Here is a 22,930-nt window from a genome sequence, read left to right as displayed (position 1 = left end):
ATTAATTTATGGGCACATAAATTAACTTTTCCAAAGGGGAAAACTATGTCTCGCAAAACGCTTCGTGAAATTTCGCGTCTGTTCAATGTCGAAAAGACCAACACGCCGGGCGCGGTGGCTGTGCTCAAGATCAACGCCTTGCCGGGCGACAAGGGTCTGCGCTTCGTCGGTACTGTTCAGGTCGGCGCGGTCGTCTATGACGTGGCCAGCGATTCCGGCAAGATCAAAACCTTCAGCGATGTGGATTCGTATCTGAAGTTCGCCGCCAAAGCTGCCGAAAAGGGTAACGGCGTCTATACCGTCGAGATCAATACCGGCGAGCTTCTGGCCTCCACCGTGCCCAACGACATGAAGTCTTGGGCCGAGTCGCAGATCGTTCGACTGAACAAGTCGAAGGTTTCGCAACAGGCGCTCATCGTCAGCATTGACGAGCAGCTTGGCCTCATGGTCGGCTGGGAAAACGGCAATTCCGCCCAGCAAGCCAAAAAGCTGGAAACCCAAGCCCAGCGCGCCTGTGTCGTCACCGACATTGCCGCGATTGACACTGAGGTTGCCCGCCTCGCCGTGATTGCCGCGGGCTAATCGTGCCCTTTGATGGTGGCCTGCTGTTGTAGGTCATTACCGGGGTTCTGCTGGCCGGGGCCGTTTATGGCGGCATCCGGTCAGACATTCGGGCCATGCACGAGCATCTCCGCCGGGTCGAGCGATCGGCAGATCAAGCGCATGAGGAGGGTCGGCCGGGATTCATGTGAAATCCTCGAAAAACTCCGCTAACCGACGGATTTGGCGTATGAATCTGGTGTCACCTACTTCGACGGCTGATTACCCTGACTATTTCTCCGGGTCAAAAAGCGACTCTTGGTTTTCAGCACTTTCCTTGCGGTGCCCGCTGCCTTTTGTTGCTGGTGCCTGACTGATGGTGATTCTTTGCAGGATTTGTTCATGGCTGGCCAACACCGCCTTTGCTGCGGATAACTCTGTCTCCAGGCGGAGCCCGGCTTGATTCGCATCCTGCAACTTTTCTGCGTAGCTTTGGTTTTCCACGAGTAATTCATCAATGCGTGCGGCACGCTGGGCCAGACGCTCTTCCTGTTGTTGATTCTTCAGTTCGGAAACAGCCAGATGTTCCCGGGCTGTACGCAGCGGACGAATCTCAGATTCCAAACGATGTAACTCGCTACGAAGATGGGCCTGCTCGCTGGAAAGACGGGCATTATCCTGATGGCTATGGATGAGTTCCTGCTGTTTCGCGTTCACCGTTTCCTTGGCTGCACGCAGTTCGCCCTGCAAGAACTGAATCTGCTGCTCGAACTGCCGCTGGTCCTGCTCCCGTTGTTCCTTCGCCGCCGTGCGGAAATGCTCCAGTGCCTCTCTGGCATGCTGGTGCTTTTCTTCCAGCGATACACGGTGCGCTTCATCCTTTGCCTGTTGCCCCTCCATGTCCTGGATACGCTGAGTCAATTGCGCCTGAACGATTCTCTCTTCCTGAAGCGTACTCAGGATTTCGGTGTGGGCTGCTTTCTCTGCCGCCAACTCCAAGGCCTGGCGTTCAGACTGGCTGCGGAAAGATTCCACTTCATTACGTAATGCGGTGCTGATGTCGTTTAGCGCCGCAATTTCCGCCTTGTGCTTGTCGGTCAGCGCCGCCAAGCGCTGATCGGCTTCCTCATGTAAGCGTTCGGCGAGCCTGGCAGCCAGATCTTGGATGGCTTCGCTGACCGCAACTTGGGCGCCAGCATTCCCGCCTTCCTCTTCCTCGATTTCCTTTAGATAGCGGTGAATCGTACCTTTCGAACCCGTATTGCCCAGTTCACCACGGATGGCGTCGATCGATGGATAGCGCCCCACCGCCAACAGGTTGTTACGCGCTCTGACGACTTCTGATTTGTAGATTCCGGCTCTGGCCATGGCATCCTCGAATTTCGTACCGTATTACGTAATATGATATTACATACTAATTTTACGAAATTCAAGGCAGCAAAAATACAAATTCTAAGACATGATAATGGTTGATTATTTGTTGTGATGAGCGACGGAGCGGAAAAACCATGTAGGGATGGTACGAAATGGAAGGTTTACTTCCGGCTGTGTCCAATTTCCTGGGGGGAGCAGATTACTCGCGACTCCTGAATCAATGTCCCGGCGCATTCCTCGAAACCAAGGGTCGTAGGAGGAAAGGCCTCGGCGAAGCTTGCTAAGGTGGGCCCCGTTGAAGAAGCCAGCCGTCTCCGTATTCGTGCGAAAAACAATCTGTGGGAACTTACCGCCCACGCATTGCACTGCCCACTTGCCTGGGCTGTCAGTGAACGAATGGGCGGTGAGGCGAGCATCTCGCCTATTTCAGGACGAAACGGACGCTCTGGCCGGGCTTGTCGCCGAATTTGACTATGGCGACAGCCTTTGTGCCGGCTTGGATCTTGAAGGCTCCTTGGGCACGCAACTGGTTACCTCCGGCTGGCAGCAAGTTGGATTCGGTCTTGTCTGATGCAGACAGGAGCGTTACGGTAGCCGACGCATTTCGGGTATCGACAGGCTGATCGTGATCGTTCACGTAGAGCGTCAGGGAATCAGCCTTCGCCACCAGCTCGTAGTTGATGTCCTTGATTACCGATACGACCCCACCATGCTGCGGCTTGGCGTCATGGCTATGGGGCTGGCCCGGTTTGTCGTTGTGGGCATGGCCCTTATGGTCGTCCGCAGCGGATGCCAGATTGACGAAGCAAGCGAAGAGTAAAGCAGAGAGTGCCGTGGAAGGTTTCATGAGAGCTCCATGTCGGTTGATAAATCGGTTAATGAAAATTTGGCTTATCGTCGTGCTCGGATGTGCCACTGACGGTGGTGCAAGCTTCCGGTTGGTGCGCACAGGGTTTTGTTTCGCACTGCAGCGTCGTGTGGACCACCTTGAAGCGGTTGGCCAACACCGTCTCTAAGGCGGGCATCAAAGCTTCCTCGGGGGAGTAGGTCTGGTCGTAAACCACATGCGCTGTCAGGCTGGTTTTGCCGGTCGTTAGCGACCACAGATGCAGATCATGGATGCTGAGTACGCCTGGCACGGCTAGCATGGCCTGCTCTACATCTCCTAAGTCGATGCCCTCGGGCACGCCTTCGAGCAGGATGTTCAGACTGTCCTTCAGTAAGATCCAGGTGCGTGGCAAAACCCAGAGGCCAATGGCTACAGCCACAAGCGGATCTACCCAAGACCAGCCGGTTAGCTGAATCACCACCGCGCCCACGATCACGCCGATCGACCCCAGAAGGTCGCTCCACACTTCGAGATAAGCGCCCTTCACGTTGAGGCTATCTGACTGCCCCCCACTCAGTAGGCGGATGCTGATCAGATTGACGATGAGGCCGATACTGGCGACCACGAGCATCCCAACCGAATGGATTTCGGGCGGGGAGGTGAATCGTCGGTAAGCCTCAACCAGGATGTAGAGCGCCACGGCAAACAGCAGCAAGGCATTGAAGGCGGCCGCCAGAATCTCAAAGCGGTGGTAGCCATAGGTTCGCCGGCGATCGGCCGGGCGCCGGGCAATGCGGATCGCCGCCAATGCGATGGCGAGTGCGGCAGTATCGGTCAACATGTGCGCGGCATCCGAGATGAGAGCTAAGCTGCCGGTCAGTACGCCGCCAATGACTTCGGCAATCAAGAAACTGCCGGTCAGTGCCAGGGCAATACGCAGGGCACGTTCGTTGTCGGTGCTTGGGATTCCGTGTGCATGGCTCGCACTCATGCGGCCCCTCCTTTATCGTTGTTGCATCGCTTAATTTTTTGCTTCGGCGTCTGGAGACGACGCTGAAGGCTTTTTGAGTATTTTTGTACCTTGCCGCGCCTGCCTTCCCACCAGCAAACCCATCCGTAAAGCGCCAGAAATGTCAGCATCAGCCCCAGAGTGAGCATGAGGAGCTGAAATTCAAGGTGGCTGTGGATCAAGTGTTCAAACATGAGATGACGGCACCAAGGTCAGGTCTGCTGCGCCTTGCCGCAATTCGGGCAAAACTTAGTGCCCGGGGCGAGGTTCGCATTGCAGTCCACACAATTGCCGGGCACCAAGGCTGCGCCACATTGGGTGCAGTAGCGTCCCCCAAGATTGGTCGCAGAGCCGCACTTCGGGCATGGGCGGCCACCGGTAGTGCTATTGGTGGGGAGCGCTGAATTTGAGGGATAACTATTTCCCCAGCCATGATGCCCGCTGTTCCGATCACGGCCATGATGATCTCCGCCATGCGAACCGGCGACTCCTCGCAATAGTTTTTCAAAAAATCCCATAACAGCCTCCGTTGTTGAGTAGATGAAAGAGTGACCGACGGCTTATGCCGATCGGGCATTAAGCCCCCGGTCACGAACGGAAAACGCTAGGCCTCAGATGGCTGGTCTGTTGATTTCGTGAAGTCCTCCTCATCGGCATCTTTGCCGTGAGCAAGGCGGTATAGCAGCGGCAACACGAGAAGCGTCAGCGCCGTCGATGACAGGATTCCGCCAATCACCACGGTAGCAAGCGGGCGTTGGACTTCCGCTCCAGTGCCTGTTGCTATTGCCATAGGGACAAACCCGAGCGAGGCGACCAATGCCGTCATTAGTACAGGACGCAATCGAGTCAGCGCCCCTTCGTGAATCGCGTCATCAAGGGAACGTCCTTCTTCACGCAAATTACGGATGAAGGAAATCATCACCAGACCGTTCAGCACCGCCACGCCGGACAAGGCGATGAAACCGATGCCGGCTGAAATCGAGAGCGGAATGTCTCTCAGCCAAAGCGCAACGACACCGCCCGTCAACGCGAACGGAATGCCGGTAAACACTAGTAGCCCATCCTTCACGTTGCCGAACATGGCGAACAGCAGCGTGAAGACTAACAGCAAGGCAACAGGAACTACGATCTTGAGACGGTTGGAGGCCGACTCCAGTTGTTCGAAGGTGCCTCCCCACGCTGTCCAGTAGCCGGTCGGAATCTTGACCTCGGACAGACGGGTCTGCGCCTCGCCAACGAAGGAGCCAATATCTCGTCCTCGAACGTTCGCACTGACGACCACGCGACGCTTACCGTTTTCCCGGCTGACTTGGTTCGGTCCAGGAGCGATCTCCAGGCTGGCCACTTCGCCAAGAGGAATATAAGTCGTACGTACATCCCCCCCGTTGCCTGTCGTTACTTTGGGCAAAGCGATCGGCAAACGCTTCAGCGATTCGAGATCCGAGCGCAGGTTATCCGGCAAACGTACGACAATATCGAAGCGGCGGTCACCTTCAAACATGGTTCCAGCCTCTCGACCACCAATCGCTGTCGAAATTGCATCCTGAACGTCACCAATATTGAGTCCATATCGAGCCGTTTTCTCCCGATCGATATTCACGGTCAGCATGGGCAAGCCCGTCGTCTGCTCGATCTTGACCTCGGAAGCGCCGGGGATTTTCTCCAATACAGCAGAAATCTTGCTGGCCGTATCGTTCATCACATCCATGTCGTCACCGAATATCTTGATGGCGACATCGCTGCGTACCCCCGAGATCAGCTCATTGAAACGCAACTGGATCGGCTGGGAAAACTCGTAGGTATTCCCCGGCATTTTTCCAACGGTCTTTTGAATAGCAGCCAGCAGTTCGTCCCGTGATTTCCGTGGCTCAGGCCAATCCGTTTCAGGTTTCAGCATGATGTAGCCATCCGAAATATTGGGTGGCATCGGATCTGAGGCGATTTCAGCCGTTCCTGTTCTCGCAAAAATTCTGTCGATTTCCGGATGCTCCGCTTTTAGCCGCTGTTCCAACTGTTGCTGCATGGCTACTGACTGCGAGAGGCTGGTTCCAGGAATACGCAGTGCCTGAATCGCGAAGTCTCCTTCGTTCAAACTCGGCACGAATTCGCTCCCCATGCGCGTTGCGACCAAGCCTGAGAGAAGAACCACGACCGTCGTAAAGACCAGTACGACCGGTTTGTTCGCCATGACGCCAGCGAGAACCGGCTCATACCAGCGCTTGGCTGCCCGCATCAGGAAGTTTTCCTTTTCGTCCACTTTTTTACCAATAAACAGTGCGACGGCAGCGGGGATGAAAGTGACGGAGAGGATCATGGCACCTACGAGCGCGGTGACCACGGTGAACGCCATGGGGTGGAACATTTTTCCTTCAACACCGGTGAGCGCGAAGATCGGCAGATAGACGATCATGATGATGAGTTGACCGAATAGCAGCGCTCGGCGAGCCTCTTTGGAAGCAGCAAAGACCTCGTGAAAACGCTCGGTCCGGGTCAATGGTCGCCCGTGATGCGCCTGGGCATGGGCCAAACGGCGAACACAGTTCTCTACGATGACGACGGCACCATCGATGATGATCCCGAAGTCGAGAGCACCGAGGCTCATCAGATTGGCGCTAATCTGGTAGGTCACCATTCCTGAAAAGGTGAAAAGCATGGAGAGCGGGATCACCATGGCGGTAATTACAGCCGCCCGCATGTTGCCGAGAAATAGGAAGAGAATGACGATGACCAGGATCGCTCCTTCCAGAAGGTTCTTCTTTACGGTATTGATCGCTTTGTCCACCAGGACAGTGCGGTCATAGACGGTCACCGCTTTGATTCCTTCTGGCAGATTGCGGTTGATTTCGGCCATTTTCTGGTCCACCGCACGCGAAACGGTACGACTGTTCTCACCGATCAACATGAACACTGTACCCAGAACGACTTCACGCCCGTTATCGGTGGCGGCGCCAGTACGTAGCTCACGACCGATGCCGACCTCCGCCACGTCGCGGATACGGATCGGCACGCCTTGGACATTGCCCAGGATGACGTTTCGAATATCCTCTATGCTGCGCACTTGGCCTGGGGCACGAATAAGATACTGTTCGCCGCGCTTCTCAATATATCCTGCTCCAACGTTACTGTTGTTGCGGTCTATGGCGATTACCACGTCCTGAAGTGTTAGACCGTAGGAAGCCAGCTTTTCCGGGCTGGGTGCGACCTGATACTCTTTGGCGAAGCCACCGATCGAGTTAATCTCAGTCACGCCCGTCACGTTGCGCAATTGCGGCTTAATGATCCAATCTTGAATCTCGCGTAGATCGGTCGGCGTATAGGGAGTGCCATCCGGTTTTTTAGCACCGTCTTCTGCTTCAACCGTCCAGAGATAGATCTCTCCCAGTCCGGTAGAGATCGGCCCCATTGCCGGCGCTATTCCAGCAGGGAGTTTTTCCTTGGCTTCCTGAATCCGCTGATTGACTAGCTGGCGGGCAAAATAGATGTCCGTTCCATCCTTGAAAATCACCGTAACTTGAGACAGACCGTAGCGCGACAGCGAGCGTGTCTGTTCCAGATGTGGCAGACCGGCCATGACGGTCTCGACCGGATAAGTCACCCGCTGCTCGACTTCCAGCGGCGAATAACCCGGTGCAGCCGTGTTGATCTGCACCTGGACATTCGTGATATCAGGAACCGCGTCGATCGGCAGGCGCTGGTAGTTATAGATGCCCAGGCCGGCCATGCCAAGCACGGCCAGCAAGACCAGCCAGCGGTGCTCAATGGCAAGGCGAATGATGCGTTCAAACATGTTGTTCTCCCTCGCCTTAGTGGCTGTGCTCGGCACTACCCTTGCCGAGTTCCGACTTCAGGACGAAGCTGCCCGAGGCTGCGTAAGGGGTTCCGGCTTTCATTCCACTCACCACTTCGATGTATTTCCCATCGGAACGCCCCAGTGCTACCGGTTGCGCAACGAAGCCGTCCGGCACCTTGATGAAAACGATGCTCTTGTCGCCGATCGTTTGGATAGCTTCGGTAAGCACACTGACGGGAACCTCGGCTTCGCCGGAAACAACTTCGATATTCACGAACAGGCCAGGACGCCAGGCCATCTTCGGATTGGCCAAGGTGACCCGTGCTTTGGCCGTGCGCGTATCCTGCCCAAGCAATGCCCCCACGTAAGAGATACTGCCTTCGGCTTTCGAGTCGAAGGCAGTTGCCTTAACAACAACCTTTTCACCCACCCGAATGATGTTCAAATCCTTGGCGGGAACGACAATCTCGGCCCATACGGAAGACAAGTCGGAAATCGTAAATATACTGGCATCTTCTTTGACTGCCTCACCGAGCGCGATGTGTTTCTCAACAACCATGCCATCGAAAGGTGCGCGGATTTCGTAGCGATTGAGACTACCCGAAACCGTAGCGCTCGTTCCGAGTGCAACCAGCTTTTGCTGACTGTTGGCAACGGCGATTTCAGCCTCCCTTAAAGTCTGTTGGGCTTGTAGGTAGTCCTGTTCAGCAGAAATTTTTTCTTCCCAGAGCTTCTTCTCGCGCTCGTAGGTCGATTTGGCCAGCGAAAGGCGCCTTTGTGCCGCCAGCAGTTCGCTACGTTGCTCGGAAAGGCCGGTACTTGCGATTACTGCCAGAACCTGGCCGCGCTTGACCGTCTGGCCCAAATTGGCGGGAACACTCTCGACGACACCGGCAAGACGAGGCACGACATGCGCGGTGCGGTCTTCGTTGAAGCGTATTTCGCCGGGTAGTTGCGCGGCGGTTTTGATTTTGGCTGGCGTGGCCTTCTGGATGCCGATGGCGGCAGCCTTGACTTGCTCGTCCGTCAGTTCGATTTTTCCTTCTTCTCGCGTATCGATGAACAGGAAGGGGGTATCGCCCAGACGCGCCGTGATCGCCGCTTCGAATACGTGGGGTTCTGCAATCGGACCTGTGCTCTTCAGGTAGTCCTTCTCGGCGGCAAAGAGAATTTCCTGCTTCTCTCCCCCTGGTCGCGTCAGCGTGATCGAGACTTTGGCCGCGCTTGGCGCGAGGGGCTTGTCTTGCTGGAACAACCAGACACGGAAAGTCGGCTCGCCGCCATCTTCGGACAGCAGCAACTCCAAGCCAAAACCATCCTCGGTAAAAAGCCTGCCTCCATGCGGCCCCGACTTCGGTGCATCCTCATGATGCTCCAAATCGGCGTGTTCCTTGGCATGGTCGTGTCCATCACCGGCTTTGCTGCCATGATGCTCGACATCGGTATGTCCCTTGGTTTCAGCGTGGCTGGAGTGCTCATGCGGTTCTCCATCCGGCTTCGAGGTACTGCTTCCCAGTATCCAGGTGCCAGCAACAATTCCTGTCGCCAGGATTAAAGCAATGGCAGTCCCTTGTTTTTTGGTGAGATTGAAGGTGCTCTTGTTAAAATTGATTTTCACGACTGGCTCCTACGGACGACTGGGTGCGGCGGATGACATCGAATCGAAGGAGCCCAGAATGCGCTCCAGTTCGGCAGCGGTCCGATGCGCGTCGGACAAACTTCTCAAGTATTGGGCTCTCGCCTGAAAGAAAGTTCGTTGGGCATCCAGGACTTCCAGAAAACTGAATTTCCCCAGTTCAAATCCTTTGCTGGCAGCCTCATAGGCACTGCGCGCACCCGGCATGATTTCGCTTTGCAGGGTTTGCGCTTCAACGACCAGCGCCTTCAGACGCTCCTCATTTTGCGTTACCTCCGTGCCCAAACGAAGCTCGGTAGCACTAAGTTCGTCGCGTGCCTTGTCGGCTCGCTTCTGCGCCTCAAGCACATTGCCCTGGTTACGGTCGAAGATCGGGAAGGGAATTGAGACACCGACAATGGTTTGATTGCGCCCAAGTTCTTCAGCTTTTTTGGAGCCCAGGCTGAAGGTTACGTCGGGAATCCGTCGCGAACGCTCCAAGTCGGCAAGCGCAGAAAAGCGATCGGCCTCGTGGCGTGCCCGAAGAAGCGCCGGTGAGCCATTCAAACGGCGCTTGATTTCTTCGGCAGAGCGGACTGGCGGCAAAACATCGGTACGTCCTTCGGCCTTCTCGAATCGAGGCGTCGAACTCCCCCAACTTGCGGCTACACGCTTGCGGGCGGTTACCAGTTCTCGTTGCGCCTGGTTCAACTCTACCCGGGCGGAAGCTTCCGCCACACGGGCCTTGGTTTCCTCCACCGGAGAGATTTTGCCGGCGGTTACACGCCGTGAAGCCGCCTGGCTGGCGCGTTGTGCAAGGCTCAGCAAGTCCTCAGCTTGTTGAACACGCTCCTGAGCAACCAGGACATCGAAGAAGGCACCGATTACTGTTGCGCGGACATCAAGGCGTTTGGCTGCCAGGTCGGCGGCTGCCACATCGCGGCCACGCTCGGCAGACGTAATTCGGGCGGAGCGCTTGCCACCGAGTTCGATCCGTTGGCTGACCTGGATGGTTGTGGTCCGAGTGGCTTTATTCTGCGTATCTTCGACAGAGGTCGAAATTTCCGGATTGGGCAGAACGCCCGCCTGGATCACGGCACCTTCCACGGCACCCAGTTCATTGGCAGCGGCAGACAATTCCGGATTGGATGTCAGCGCGAGATCAATCGCCACCGACAGGGTCAAGGAACCGGTTGGTTCCTTGGTGAGCGCAGGTGCAAACGTCGTTGCAGGCAGCGCGTCCTGCATCTGTGCCGAGAGGTTGGTGCTGGCAAACACCGTGAGTCCGAACAAGGTTCGGAGCAGCAACGTGGCCGCTAAATTTCTTGGGTACATCCGATTCTCCAGTGATGAAATACACGTTGGGGAATCGGCGGGGCGCCATCCGGCAAGCAGAAATGGCACAGCGCGCGGCTCAGGCCGCAGCAAACAGGTTTGGGAAAATGTCCCAGCCCCGCCGATCAGGCGGAAATGGACCAGTTGGGACGTTCGGGCTGCTCGCCGGGCGGAGAAGTCAAAAACGGAACTGTCCGAAAATGATCAGCAGAAACACCGATTTCGGGCAGCGAACTGCTGAATGCGGTCAATGCGGCAATACAGCCTGCATGACAGACAGCACAATCATTGTCCACATCGGACGGAGAAGCTTTAGCCAGTTTCTGGTTATCTTCAGCGTGATGCTTATGGTCGTGATGACCGAAGTGCTGCGTCGAGCCCGTTTCGTGCTGGCAATAGGTCGCCGCCACCGCCCAGGAAATCTGGAGTGGCAAGACAATCAACAGGAACATGGATAGCCAGCGACGCATGAAGTGAATAGTAACAGAACAGAAGTATGTTCAAAACCAGGTCTGCAGACGACGTTGCACTGTGAGATGGGATGGCGATGACCAGGGTTTCTCTGGTCATCGTCTGATGGGTAACATATCTGTCTTCAGGACGGTATTAACCCCCCTGATACAATGCATCGCGTTGCTTCCGTTCTTCAGGCGTCATTTTCGTGGATGGTGCAGGGGTGTTGTGCTGGAGTTTGTCGACATGCTGCCATTTCCCATCGCGATAGGCATATTCGTGCGGAATCAGCGCCCAGCCTTGGTCACCGCCCACGTAACGATACTGGCCATCAGCGCTAACCGGATTGCGTTTGAAGTTATCGAGTTCCTGTTGCACTTGCGCGGCGGATTTGCTGCCCGAATCATGCGCCGGGTAGAATTTTGTCGTACCCTCCGGCGTGCTGTGCATGACCGAATCGGCCAACACCTGCCCTGACAGGGCCAAACCAGCACAGAGAACGGGGATGGAAAGGGCTTGTTTGACGTTCATGATGGAACTCCTTCATTGATGTTTCGGTTCATCGGGTTTGGGGTATGCCGAACAACTGAACGGCATGGATGAACTATAAAAAATCAGCACTGACAGAACGCCAACAGGAAGTTTACAAAATTGACATCTTTCGATTCGTGAAGAAATGAAACTATTGGTTGTCGAAGATGAGCAAAAGCTCGCCCAATACCTGCAAAAAGGATTGGGTACCGCAGGCTTTGTCGTTGACCTTGCCCACGACGGCGTAACGGGACTCCACATGAGCTTGGAGTTCGATTACGCGGCCATCATCCTCGACTCCATGCTGCCCGGCATGGACGGCCTCTCCTTGTTGGCTGCCTTACGCACGAAGAAGCAAACACCTGTATTGATGCTGACCGCGCTGGGTAAAGTGGAGGACCGGGTTAACGGTTTGCAAACTGGCGCCGACGATTATCTGGTCAAGCCGTTTGCCTTTTCCGAGCTGATTGCTCGAATTCATGGGCTGTTGCGCCGGTCGGCGACGCAGCAACCGGAAGCCACGTCGAACCGTCTTGCACTACACGATCTTGAAATGGACCTGGCCCGCCGCAAGGTTCTCAGGAATGGTCAGCGCATCGATCTGAGCGCCAAGGAGTTCCTGCTGCTTTCTCTGTTTCTCAGGAAACAAGGTGAGGTGCTGTCGCGAACCGAGATTGCCGAGCAGGTTTGGGATATGAATTTCGACAGCAACACCAACGTCGTCGAAGTTTCGATCAAACGACTGCGCGCCAAAATGGATACGCCCTTCGAGATACCGTTGCTGCATACCGTACGCGGTATGGGTTATGTCCTTGAACTGCGCGAATGAGACCGGGAAGGATGATTAATTCGACGCTGAGCGGTCGCCTCATACGCTGGCTCGCTTCGCTGAGTCTGGGTGTTCTGGGATGTTTGTGCCTCGGCGTTTTTTTCTCAGTCAAAGCCAATCTTGAAACACAACAGGACCAGCGTCTTGAAAAGCTCAGCACGGCAATTCGGCACCTGTTTGAAGAAACACCTGGACACCTGCAACCGGGGTCGCTTGAACACGACCTGGATGATCTTCTGAAAATCAATCGGGACTCGCATCTCAAGTTAATCGATAGGCTAGGTGAGGCTCGCTTCATCTCGACGCCAAGTGCATGGCCATCAAAAGCTCGCTTTTATTCGTTTGCACTCCCCGATGAAGCGCAGAGGACAGATTTTGCCGTTGCCGAATTGGCACTTGAGACTGCGCCCGATGAAGCGATTCTGGATCGCCTCACAGCCATCCTCTGGGGGGCTGCCTTGATCGGGAGTGCCGCAATCACCCTGGGCGGCTACCTGATCGTTTATTTCGGACTGGCCCCCATTCGAACGCTGGCTGAGCAAACGCGCAGTCTCGCAATCCTTTCCCTAGACACGCGCTTGGAAACAGAGGGGATACCTGCCGAGTTGCAGGTTCTCGTCGATCATTTCAACGACTTGCTGAATCGACTGGAAAAGGCCTATCAGCAACTCGAAGGGTTCAATGCCGACGTTGCGCACGAATTGAGAACCCCATTGGCGAACATCATCGCCAGCAGCGAGTTGGCCTTGCGTAGCAACGACAAGGACGAACACCTGCGCGATTGCATCGGTTCGAATCTCGAAGAAATGCACAGGCTGTCGGGCATCGTCAATGACATGCTGTTTCTGTCGCAAGCCGACCGGGGTGCTAAAGCCCGGCGGATGCCCGTTCAAAGCCTTGCCCAGCTCTGCGCCGAAGTGGCCGACTACTACGAAGCGGTGCTGATCGAATCTGACCTTCAATGGTCTATCGAAGGCGATGCATCAGGCCTGTATGACGCGGCGCTGCTCCGGCGCGTGCTGTCCAATCTGCTGAATAATGCGGCTCGGTATGCCGATCCCGGAAGTTCAATCGTGATTCGTATCGTCGTGGAAACTCATGGACACATCAAGCTCTCGGTGATCAATCGCGGGGAGCCGATTTCTGCTGAAAGTCTGCCTCATATCTTCGACCGCTTTTTCCGCGTAGATGCCTCACGTAGCCACGGCCATCAGAATCATGGACTGGGTCTCGCCATCGTTGGCGCGATTGCCCGGATGCATGACGGGGAGGCCTTCGCAAAATCCGCCCATGGTGAGACAGAAATAGGCGTACGACTGGCCGGCTGATGGCCCCGCTGCTTTTTGCCAACCAACAACGGGTCTTTAGTCTTTGATTTGCGGTGCAGAGGTTCGCAACATCCGCAGACCGTTGGCGACGACCAGCAGGCTGGCGCCCATGTCGGCAAACACCGCCATCCACATGGTGGCATTTCCGAACACCGCAAGCCCGAGAAATACGACCTTAATGCCCAAGGCCAGTGCGATGTTCTGCCAGAGTACGGCATGTGTCTGGCGAGACAAACGGATAGTTTCCGGGATGCGCCGCAAATCGTCGTTCATGATCACCACATCGGCTGCCTCCATGGCGGTATCGGTGCCGGCAGCGCCCATGGCGACACCGATATCGGCGCGTGCCAGGGCGGGCGCATCGTTGATGCCGTCGCCGGTCATTGCCGTCGGTCCATAGCGCCCCTGCAGTTCTTCGATGGCAGCCAGCTTTTCTTCCGGCAGCAGATTGCCTCGTGCATCGTCGATTCCCGCCTGGCGGGCAATACTGGTTGCGGTTGCTACGTTGTCGCCGGTGAGCATGACCGACGTGACACCCAGACGATGCAGATCGGTAATCGCTTCCCGCGAGCTTTCCTTGATGGTGTCGGCTACTGCGAAGATGGCCAGTACCCGACCCTCGGTAGCCAGCAGAGTGGCGGTTCGCCCCTGATTTTCATGAACGGCAAGACGCGCCTCGATCTCGGGGCTGCACAGTCCACGATCCTCGATCAAGCGATGATTGCCAAGAATCAAGGTATGGCCGTCCAGGCGGGCCTCGATGCCGCGACCGGGAAGAGCAGTAAAGTCGGTGAGGCCGTTTTCCGGTAGGTTCAGGCTGGTGGCGATAGCCTTTGAAACGGGGTGGTCCGAATGGCCGGCCAGGCTGGCCGCCCAGGAAAGAATCCTCGATTCAGGTTCGGCGGCCGACAGCACTTCCGTGGCGACCAGTCGAGGTTTGCCTTCGGTGATGGTGCCGGTCTTGTCCAGGGCGATGGCGCGCAGCTTGCGAGCCTCTTCCAGATAGACGCCGCCCTTGATCAGGATGCCGCGCCGAGCGGCTGCGGCGAGTCCGCTAACCACCGTGACCGGCGTGGCGATGACCAACGCGCAGGGACAGGCGATCACCAGGAGAACCAGCGCCTTGTAGAGTGCCTGAGTCCAGCTCCAGGCGAACAGCCAGGGGCCACCAACGGCCACGGCCACGGCAACCGCAAAAATGGCCGGCGTATAAATCGCGGCAAAACGATCCACGAAACGCTGGGTGGGCGCCCTGGTGCCTTGGGCTGCCTCCACGGCATGGATGATGCGGGCCAGGGTCGTGTTGTTGGCGGCAGCTGTCACCTCGAATTCCAGCGTACCAGTCTCGTTGATGGTGCCGGCGAAAACGGGATCGCCTGTCGCCTTGTCGACAGGAATGCTCTCGCCGGTGACCGGTGCCTGATTGACCGCACTGCTGCCAGCGGTTACTCGCCCATCCAGTGGGATGCGGGCGCCGGGCTTGACCCGGGCGAGTGCGCCAATGGCAACCTTGTCGGCCGGCATCTCCTGCCAGCTACCATCGCCTTGGCGAATCTCTGCGGTTTCCGGGGCCAAGGCGAGGAGCCCCTTGATGGCGTTACGTGCTTGATCGACGGACCGGGCCTCGATTAATTCGGCGATGGCGTAGAGCGCCATGACCATGGCGGCCTCCGGCCATTGACCGATCAGGAATGCGCCAGTCACGGCGACGCCCATCAGGGCATTCATATTCAATTGGCCGCGCCGCAATGCCGCCAGTCCCTTGCGATAGGTGGAGAATCCTGAGAAGGCGATAGCAGCCGCTGCTAACGCCATACCCAGGCTCTTGAACAGGAGGGTATCGGGTGCGAAGAAATCCAGAGCCTCGGCTCCGATGGCCAATGCCAGGGCGATCAGTGCCTTGCTGATTTCGCCGAGGCCTGATGGCATTTCGGTCTTCTGTTCATGCTCGATGGGCAACACTTCAAAGCCAAGCTGGCGGATGGCCTGTAGTCCGCTTTCCAGGGCGAGTTGCTCGCCCTCGATGGTCAAGGTCCGGGCAGCCAGTTCGAAACGTAGCGACCGAATTCCCGCGATACCAGCGAGCGCCTTGCGAATATCGTTTTCTTCGTTCGGGCAGTCCATGGCGGGAATCCGAAAAATGCTCGAATGCCCTGAGGCGTTGGATACGGCGACAGGCAGCACATCCTGGATGGAGGTCGTATCCGTCACACAGCCACCAGAACACGCGCAGCGTTCAGGCTCATTGGGTTGTTGCTTCTCGGCATGAAGGGGCATGGCCATCTCCTGTTTGTTGATGCCATTAAAAACCCTTGAGTCGCTACAAGGTCAAGCAGCTAGAATAAAATGATTCAAGGAGAAAAGCATGTTGGAGTTCCTGAAGATATTGAGTCTGTTCGTCGTCACCGCACTGGCCGAAATCATCGGTTGCTATTTGCCCTGGCTGGTGCTGACGCAGGGGGGCCAGCGTTGGCTTCTAATCCCGGCTGCCATATCACTGGCTCTGTTTGCCTGGCTCCTTACATTGCATCCGGGTGCCGCCGGCCGCATCTACGCTGCTTATGGCGGTGTCTATGTTGCGATCGCCTTGCTGTGGCTATGGCAGGTCGATGGAATTCCCCTGACACGTTGGGATCTGCTGGGCAGTGCCGTATCTCTCGGTGGAATGGCCATCATCGCGCTCCAACCTGGCCGGTCGTAAGGATGACTGGAATGAAAATTGGCGAACTGGCGCGTTTGGCGGGAAGTAATGTGGAAACGATCCGCTACTACGAGCGGGAAGGACTATTGCCGATACCAGGGCGGAGCGAGGGAAATTACCGAATCTATGGGCCGATGCACCAAGAGCGACTAACCTTCATTCGGCACTGTCGTGGCTTGGACATGACACTCGACGAGATTCGGACGCTGTTGCACTTCAAGGAATCGCCGGAGGAAAACTGCGGCGAGGTAAACCGTTTGCTCGATGATCACATCGGACACGTCGTTCGTCGAATCGGTGAACTCCAAGCGCTGGAAAAACAGCTCCAGGAGCTACGCGGCCGTTGTCTAGATGAGCGTCGAGCCTCGACTTGCGGGATTCTTGAAGGCTTGTCGCAGTCAGGTATCAACGAGAGACCTATGGAAAATCACATTCCAGGCGTGCACGGCACCACCTTAAAATCTCCCAAAGAATCAGAATGAGCCAAGTCGACATTTACCTCGATGCGGCCGAACGGGCCAACACCCGACGCAGCTATGCGTCAGCCATCCAGCACTTCGAAGTCGAATGGGAAGGCTTGTTGCCGGCGACCATCGATTCGATTGCCCGCTACCTCGCGGTATACGCCGAATCCCTGTCGCTGAACACGCTGAAGCACAGACTCGCGGCGCTGTCGCGGTGGCATCAGGATCATGGTTTTCCGGACCCGACCAAGGCCCTGAAGATCCGGCAAGTGTTGAAAGGTATCCGAACCCTGCATCCGGCCCAGGAGAAACGGGCCAAGCCGCTGGAACTGGAAATCCTGCGCGGTGTTGCCGACTGGCTGACATCAGCCACGGCAGCAGCGGTTAGCCGGGGGGATTCGGCCAATGCCCTACGACATACCCGTGATCGAGCCTTGGTTCTCCTCGGTTTCTGGCGCGGGTTCCGCTCCGACGAACTGGCTAACCTTCGCATCGAGTTCATGGAGATCAAGCCCGGCGAGGGGCTGACCTGTTTCTTGCCCCGCAGCAAAGGGGATCGCAACCTGGAAGGCCGAAGCTACTCCTGCCCGGCGCTGTCCCGACTGTGCCCGGTCGAGGCAGTCGAAGACTGGCTGGCTTTGTCCAAACTGACAGCGGGACCGCTATTCCGCAAGATCGACCGCTGGGGGCACCTATCCGAGGCTGAACTGACCCCGAGCAGCATTATTCCCGTGCTTCGAAAATTGCTTAGCCAGGCCGGCGTGGCCGATGCAGACTCCTTCAGTAGTCACTCGCTACGCCGGGGCTTTGCCCAGTGGGCAGGTATGAGCGGCTGGGATATCCGGGAGTTGATGAGTTACGTCGGCTGGCGCGACGTGAAGGCAGCCATGCGCTATCTGGATGGGGTCAGCCCTGACCAGAAAGCGCGATTCGAGCAGGGGCTGGATCGGATGTTGCCGGAAACAATGGGCGTTTCGACGCCGCAGTTGCCGGGCTTGCCTGAGGTCGCCCTCACAACGATTGAGGTTACCATTGATCTGTCGCCCTTCAACGGAGGTCGACGTGGTGTCGCCAATGCCTTGCGGGATATGGCAAGTACCTGCCTTGCCCGATTTCAGGCGCAACCGCTGGATCAGGATGGCCGTCGATACCGGATTTCCGTCCCGACGCCTTCTATCGACACCCTGGACGACCACCTATACACCTTGCTCGACGAACTCCATCGAATTGCCGATGCCCGTGAGTGCTTCCTGGAGGCAGTATGCCGCGATCCGGTGAGCGGCAAGCATTGGGACTGATCCGGCATGACCCAACTTCACGAGACCGCATATCCCCGGCTGAAGGCAGACCCCTCAGCACAGGATCTCGACGAGGTTTATACACTGACGCCCGATGAAATCGCGTTCATCGACAAGGCGGTCAAGCGTCCGATTGCTCGCTCGGCTGCCTTCATCTACCTGAAGCTGTTTCAGCGGCTTGGGTATTTCGTCCACATCAGGGATGTACCGTCAGCGATTCGCCAACACATTGTGGCCCAAACGGGGCATCGGCCAGCCAGGGCCGATGAACTTCGGCAGTTCGACCGAACGACGGCGCGCACCACCCTGATTGCTGCCTTGCGACGCTACCTGAATGTTCGTCCGCTGAACGATCAGGCCCGTGCCTGGTTGCGGCATATCGCAGAAACGGCTGCGGACAGCCGACATGTCGTGGCCGACATCGTCAACGTAATGCTTGAAGAACTGGTGCATCATCGCTACGAGTTACCCGGTTTCTCTACACTCGATCGGCTGGCCATTCAGGCTCGGGAAAAGATCCACGACGTCCATTTTGCGAGTATTGCCGACCAACTTGATGCCAAGGTGAAAACCTTGATCGACAACTTGTTCAAGGTCAAGTCGGGCGAGACCAGCAGTACCTGGAACCTGCTCAAGCGCGAACCCAAAAAGCCGACCAACAAGGAAACCCGCTCCTATCTCCAGCATATTCGCAGGCTCCAGTTGCTGGTCGACCAACTACCCATCCCCGACATTCCCGTTCCGAAACTCAAGCAGTACCGCTACATCGCCCGTTCACTGGATGCGGCAGAAATGGCAGAGTTGAAGCCCCAGAAGCGCTATGCGCTGGCGGTCATCTACATCCGCTCGCAATTTGCCCAGACGCTCGACGATGCGGCCGACCTGTTCGTCCGCATGCTCCAGAACCTCGACAATCAGGCGCGCAACAAGCTGGGCGAATACCAGCAGGAACACATCCAGCGAACCGATCGTCTGATCGGCCAGTTGAAGGAGATGTTGCTGGCCTACCGGATCGATGGCTCGGATCATCAAAGGGTAGAGGCCATCGGTGGCAGCCTGATTGCCGATGTCGATGACCTGGTGGCCATCTGCGATGAGCACATGGCCTACGCTGGACGCAATCATCTGCCGTTCCTCATCCAGCCCTACAAGATGGTTCGAGCTCAGCTGCTGAACTGTATCGAAATCGTCAATCCGCAGAGTAGCAGTGAAGACGATACCCTGATCCGGATGATGAAAGCGTTGCAGGCGCTGCGTGGCATCCGGCATGAAGTCGTGCCGCTGTCGTTGGTCGGGTTGAATGCCGAGGAGGATTTCCAGTGGCTCCCCTCGACTTGGCGGAAACTAGTCATCTCCGAGCGCGCCGACGGTCAGGTTGTTGCCATCAACCGCCGTTACTTCGAACTGGCGGTCTTGTATGCGATCCGCGATGAACTGAAGTCGGGCGATCTGTTTATCCAGCATGGCGAACGTTACGACGACTACCGGGAGCAACTGGTTGACGACGACACCCTGAATCGTGAATTGGCGCAGTATGGCGAGGTCACCGGTGTCGAAACGGACTCCAGGGTCTTTACCGAGTCCTTGAAGGCGGCTTTGCTGGAGACGGCTGAGGCTGTCGATGCTGAATTTCCCGAAAATGCCTATGCCGAAATCGTCGATGGCAGGCTGATCCTGAAGAAACCGCCAGCCAGTGAACCGCCGCCGGGAATCAGGGCGATCGACCAGCTGATCACCGAGCACATGGAAAACATCAGTATCGTCGACGTACTGATCGACACGGAGCGCTGGCTGCAATTGCACAAGTTGTTTCGGCCTTTGATGGGAACCGAAAGCCGGATCGAAGAATTGCGGCCACGCGTGATCAGCACCTTGTTCTGTTATGGCTGCAACCTCGGGCCGACCCAGACGGCGCGCTCAATTCGGGGCATGAGCCGCAAGCAGATCGCCTGGCTCAACATCAAGTACGTGACGGAAGAGGTGCTGGAAAAAGCCATCGTCAAGGTCATCAATGCCTACAACAAGTTCGAATTACCTGGCTACTGGGGATCAGGCAAACATGCCTCGGCCGACGGCACGAAATGGAACCTTTACGAGCAGAACCTGATTTCTGAACATCACATCCGTTACGGCGGCTATGGCGGTATCGGCTACTACCATGTTTCCGACAAGTTCATCGCACTGTTCAGCCATTTCATTTCCTGCGGCACCTACGAGGGCACTCACATCCTCGACGGGCTGATGACCAACACCTCGGATATCCGGCCGGACACCATCCATGGCGACACCCAGGCCCAGAGCTACACGGTGTTTGCGCTTTCCCACCTCTTGGGCATCAAACTGATGCCGCGCATCCGTGGCATCAAGGATCTGGTGTTCCATCGGCCCGACAGCAATAAGAAGTTTACCCATATCGACCGGCTTTTCAGCGACGATATCAACTGGCAGATGATCGAAACCCATTTGCCGGACATGCTGCGCGTGGCAGTTTCCATCAAGCTCGGAAAAATTTCCGCCTCGGCCATCCTGCGTCGCTTGGGAACTTACAGTCGAAAGAACAAGCTGTATTTCGCCTTCAAGGAACTCGGCAAAGTAATCCGAACCATGTTCCTGCTGAAATACGTTGGCGACGTCGAACTTCGCCGACTCATCCACGCGGAAACCAATAAGTCAGAGCAATTCAATGGTTTTGAGAAAAAACTATTCTTCGGCGGAGAAGGGGTGATTGCCGAAAACCTGCGCCATGAACAGCGCAAAATTATCAAATACAACCATCTTGTCGCCAACCTGGTCATCTTGCACAACGTGGTTGGGATGAGCCGGGTGCTGAAGCAACTCCAAGCCGAAGGGGCTGTAATCAACCAAGAGGTGCTGGCTGGACTGGCGCCGTACCGATTGGAGCATATCAATCGTTTCGGCGACTATGTGCTGGATTTCCGGCGCAAGGTTGAGGCACTGGATGAAGGATTCCGAATTCTGGAGATCGAATCGCCAAACCAAACCTAATGACCAAGCAAGAGCATGTCGGCAAAGCTGATTTGCTCATCGGCCAAGAAATTTTCTTTTTAAGAACAGCTCGCTAAGCGGCTTTTTCGAGGATTTCGCACGATTCCCGGCCAACCCTCATGAGCGCATTGACCGTTACGGCATGGGGCGGCGGCATGATGATTGATAGCGGCGGCGCGGCCTTTCTGGCGGCGGCGATCATCCGAAAGCATGAGGGGCTGCGTTTAGCCCCTTATTTTTGCCCGGCGGGCAAGCTGACCGTTGGCTATGGGCACGTGATCCTGCCGCATGAGGTCGATTTGAGGGCCGGGGTGACGGCAGAAGAGGCGGAGGCCTTGATGCTGCGTGATCTGGCGTGGGCGCTCTATGCGGCGCGGGACGTGGGCCGGGTTTTGGCCGGTGGGCAGGCGGCGGCGCTGGCTTCGCTGGTTTTCAACATCGGGCCGGAAGCGTGGCGCGGTTCAACGATTCGCCGGATGGTGATGGCCGGTGACATGGCCGGCGCGGCGGCGCAGTTCTCCAGGTGGAACAAGGCCGGCGGCAAGGTGTTGCCGGGGCTGGTCGCCCGGCGGGCCGACGAAAGACATTATTTCGAGGGGGATTTATGGATTGGCTGAAAAAGCGGGCGGTTGAGCCTTCAACGTGGCGCGGGCTGGGCTGGGTGCTGGTTGCGGCGGGGGTGATTCCGCCGGGGTCGGTGGATGCGCTGATCGGGGCCGGCGTGGCGCTGGTCGGGCTGGTCGAAGTGATCCGCAAGGAAAAAGCATGATCGTTACGCACATCAAACCGGTGGGCTGGGTTGATACCGAAGAAGATGGCGTGATTCAGCCGTCTGAGGTGGCAGAGTTGGTGCATCTGGTTACGCTTGAGCCGGAAGATATTGAACTGCTGCGCGGGCCGGCAGGGCCGGCGGGGATCGATGGTGAGCCGGGTGTGGCCGGGGCGGCGGGCGCGGTCGGGCCGCAAGGGCCGGTGGGCGCGGTCGGCAAGATGCCGGCGGGCGCGGTGTCGTTCTTTGCGACGGCGGCGGCTCCGGCGGGCTGGCTGATCTGTAACGGGCAAACGATCTTGAGGGCAGACTATGCGGCGCTGTTCGCGGCCATCGGAACGATGTACGGGGCCGGGGATGGGCTGACCAATTTCAAGGTGCCGGATTTGCGCGGCGAATTCTTGCGTGGTGCTGATCTTGGGCGGGGTGTTGATCCGGCGCGGGCGCTGGGGTCTGGGCAGGATTCTGATAATAAATCGCATAGGCACGGGTTGCACCACTCGAATTCAGGCCTGACCGCACAGAGTCCGTGGGATGCGATTTATGTGACAAAGGCACAGAACGTTGGGTTAGCACTATCAGAGGGTATTGTTTCAGTTGATTTGAGCGGAGGGTTGGAGTCAAGGCCGCGAAATATCGCCATGCTGCCCTGTATCTGCGCCGGCTAAATTATGTTCTCAAGTGTCTTTTCTTCTGCCTTCGCCGGGCGTGCTGTTGCTGGCTACATTGGCCCGGTCATGGCTCAAACGGCGTTGGCCGATGGCGCGGCGGCGCGGGCTTCTGGCTCGGGCTTGCTGATCGGCGGCAGGCGGCTGATTGGCCCGGCGGGCAAGGTCTATGCCTTCAAGTCGCCGGCCAGTGCTGCGACGTGGGCGGAAAACGCCAAAGGGGCAGAGTTGCGGGCGCGGGCGCTGGTCACCGGTGATCCGCTCAAGCTGGCGGCGTTCGTTGAGCGCAAGCGGGCGGCGCTGGCCGTCATTGCTGACCGGGTGACGGCGGCGGCGCTCAAGGTGCCCGATGATGGCCGGCGGGCCGCGTTGCTGGCTGAAGCCGGCTTTT

Annotated in this window: 22 protein-coding genes; 11 read left to right on the top strand and 11 right to left on the bottom strand. The window is 57.0% G+C overall.

Going from position 1 to position 22,930, the window contains the following annotated elements; all coding sequences use genetic code 11:
* The first annotated feature begins 45 nt into the window (after window positions 1–45).
* Entirely contained in the window at window positions 46–582 is a 537-nt protein-coding gene (locus tag AT959_RS05140; RefSeq protein WP_066881280.1) for a hypothetical protein, read from the top strand.
* A gap of 249 nt (window positions 583–831) precedes the next feature.
* On the opposite strand, the gene AT959_RS05135 is transcribed toward AT959_RS05140, so the two are convergent.
* From AT959_RS05135 to AT959_RS05095, 10 genes are all read right to left on the bottom strand, one after another.
* Window positions 832–1,908: a DNA-binding protein gene (locus AT959_RS05135; RefSeq protein WP_066881278.1), complete on the bottom strand. Its 1,077-nt coding sequence runs from the start codon at window positions 1,906–1,908 to the stop codon at window positions 832–834.
* A gap of 427 nt (window positions 1,909–2,335) precedes the next feature.
* Entirely contained in the window at window positions 2,336–2,761 is a 426-nt protein-coding gene (locus AT959_RS05130) for a hypothetical protein (protein WP_066881276.1), read from the bottom strand.
* 28 nt (window positions 2,762–2,789) lie between these two features.
* Window positions 2,790–3,734, bottom strand: coding sequence for a cation diffusion facilitator family transporter (locus tag AT959_RS05125; RefSeq protein ID WP_066881275.1), 945 nt, complete (start codon window positions 3,732–3,734; stop codon window positions 2,790–2,792).
* A complete protein-coding gene (locus AT959_RS05120; RefSeq protein WP_066881272.1) occupies window positions 3,731–3,946 on the bottom strand; it encodes a hypothetical protein in 216 nt (71 codons plus the stop codon). Before AT959_RS05120 ends, AT959_RS05125 begins: the two co-directional genes overlap by 4 nt.
* A gap of 18 nt (window positions 3,947–3,964) precedes the next feature.
* Window positions 3,965–4,270 (bottom strand): zinc ribbon domain-containing protein, encoded by a 306-nt coding sequence (locus AT959_RS22090; protein WP_083518218.1) that lies wholly within the window; start codon window positions 4,268–4,270, stop codon window positions 3,965–3,967.
* Window positions 4,271–4,356: 86 nt separating this feature from the next.
* A complete protein-coding gene (locus tag AT959_RS05115; RefSeq protein WP_066881270.1) occupies window positions 4,357–7,539 on the bottom strand; it encodes a CusA/CzcA family heavy metal efflux RND transporter in 3,183 nt (1,060 codons plus the stop codon).
* Between the two features lie 16 nt (window positions 7,540–7,555).
* Window positions 7,556–9,160 (bottom strand): efflux RND transporter periplasmic adaptor subunit, encoded by a 1,605-nt coding sequence (locus AT959_RS05110; protein ID WP_066881268.1) that lies wholly within the window; start codon window positions 9,158–9,160, stop codon window positions 7,556–7,558.
* Between the two features lie 9 nt (window positions 9,161–9,169).
* Window positions 9,170–10,492 (bottom strand): TolC family protein, encoded by a 1,323-nt coding sequence (locus AT959_RS05105; protein ID WP_066881266.1) that lies wholly within the window; start codon window positions 10,490–10,492, stop codon window positions 9,170–9,172.
* 125 nt (window positions 10,493–10,617) lie between these two features.
* Window positions 10,618–10,962: a cation efflux protein, CzcI family gene (gene czcI, locus AT959_RS20335; RefSeq protein ID WP_083518217.1), complete on the bottom strand. Its 345-nt coding sequence runs from the start codon at window positions 10,960–10,962 to the stop codon at window positions 10,618–10,620.
* A gap of 136 nt (window positions 10,963–11,098) precedes the next feature.
* Complete coding sequence (locus tag AT959_RS05095; protein ID WP_066881261.1) at window positions 11,099–11,476, bottom strand: hypothetical protein; 378 nt, start codon at window positions 11,474–11,476, stop codon at window positions 11,099–11,101.
* A 145-nt stretch (window positions 11,477–11,621) separates the two neighbouring features.
* Here AT959_RS05095 and AT959_RS05090 point away from each other — a divergent pair, with 145 nt between their 5' ends.
* Both AT959_RS05090 and AT959_RS05085 read left to right on the top strand, forming a co-directional pair.
* Entirely contained in the window at window positions 11,622–12,305 is a 684-nt protein-coding gene (locus AT959_RS05090; protein ID WP_066881259.1) for a heavy metal response regulator transcription factor, read from the top strand.
* A gap of 11 nt (window positions 12,306–12,316) precedes the next feature.
* Window positions 12,317–13,633, top strand: coding sequence for a heavy metal sensor histidine kinase (locus tag AT959_RS05085; protein WP_066881257.1), 1,317 nt, complete (start codon window positions 12,317–12,319; stop codon window positions 13,631–13,633).
* Between the two features lie 36 nt (window positions 13,634–13,669).
* Here the strand turns inward: AT959_RS05085 and AT959_RS05080 are convergent, their stop codons facing one another.
* Window positions 13,670–15,910 carry a heavy metal translocating P-type ATPase gene (locus AT959_RS05080; RefSeq protein WP_083518215.1) on the bottom strand — a complete coding sequence of 747 codons (2,241 nt, stop codon included), beginning with the start codon at window positions 15,908–15,910 and terminating at the stop codon, window positions 13,670–13,672.
* A gap of 88 nt (window positions 15,911–15,998) precedes the next feature.
* Here AT959_RS05080 and AT959_RS05075 point away from each other — a divergent pair, with 88 nt between their 5' ends.
* From AT959_RS05075 to AT959_RS21560, 8 genes are all read left to right on the top strand, one after another.
* Window positions 15,999–16,334 carry a YnfA family protein gene (locus AT959_RS05075; RefSeq protein ID WP_066881253.1) on the top strand — a complete coding sequence of 112 codons (336 nt, stop codon included), beginning with the start codon at window positions 15,999–16,001 and terminating at the stop codon, window positions 16,332–16,334.
* An 11-nt stretch (window positions 16,335–16,345) separates the two neighbouring features.
* Window positions 16,346–16,816 carry a Cd(II)/Pb(II)-responsive transcriptional regulator gene (gene cadR, locus AT959_RS05070; RefSeq protein WP_066881732.1) on the top strand — a complete coding sequence of 157 codons (471 nt, stop codon included), beginning with the start codon at window positions 16,346–16,348 and terminating at the stop codon, window positions 16,814–16,816.
* A complete protein-coding gene (locus tag AT959_RS05065; protein WP_083518214.1) occupies window positions 16,813–18,096 on the top strand; it encodes a site-specific integrase in 1,284 nt (427 codons plus the stop codon). The genes cadR and AT959_RS05065 overlap by 4 nt, the downstream gene beginning before the upstream one ends.
* 6 nt (window positions 18,097–18,102) lie before the next feature.
* The gene (locus AT959_RS05060) at window positions 18,103–21,102 is read left to right on the top strand and encodes a Tn3 family transposase (protein ID WP_066881251.1); all 3,000 of its coding nucleotides are present in this window, start codon (window positions 18,103–18,105) and stop codon (window positions 21,100–21,102) included.
* Window positions 21,103–21,221: 119 nt separating this feature from the next.
* On the top strand, window positions 21,222–21,719 hold the full coding sequence (locus tag AT959_RS05055; RefSeq protein ID WP_205629833.1) for a lysozyme: 498 nt from the start codon (window positions 21,222–21,224) through the stop codon (window positions 21,717–21,719).
* A complete protein-coding gene (locus tag AT959_RS21000) occupies window positions 21,626–21,871 on the top strand; it encodes a hypothetical protein (protein ID WP_338032494.1) in 246 nt (81 codons plus the stop codon). Before AT959_RS05055 ends, AT959_RS21000 begins: the two co-directional genes overlap by 94 nt.
* On the top strand, window positions 21,868–22,539 hold the full coding sequence (locus AT959_RS05050; RefSeq protein WP_066881249.1) for a tail fiber protein: 672 nt from the start codon (window positions 21,868–21,870) through the stop codon (window positions 22,537–22,539). Before AT959_RS21000 ends, AT959_RS05050 begins: the two co-directional genes overlap by 4 nt.
* Window positions 22,540–22,542: 3 nt before the next feature.
* Window positions 22,543–22,930, top strand: a 388-nt coding sequence (locus tag AT959_RS21560) for a hypothetical protein (RefSeq protein WP_205629832.1), incomplete at its 3' end; no start/stop codon positions are given.

The organism is Dechloromonas denitrificans (assembly GCF_001551835.1).
GTDB lineage: Bacteria > Pseudomonadota > Gammaproteobacteria > Burkholderiales > Rhodocyclaceae > Azonexus > Azonexus denitrificans.
This window is presented reverse-complemented; position numbering and strand designations above follow the sequence as displayed.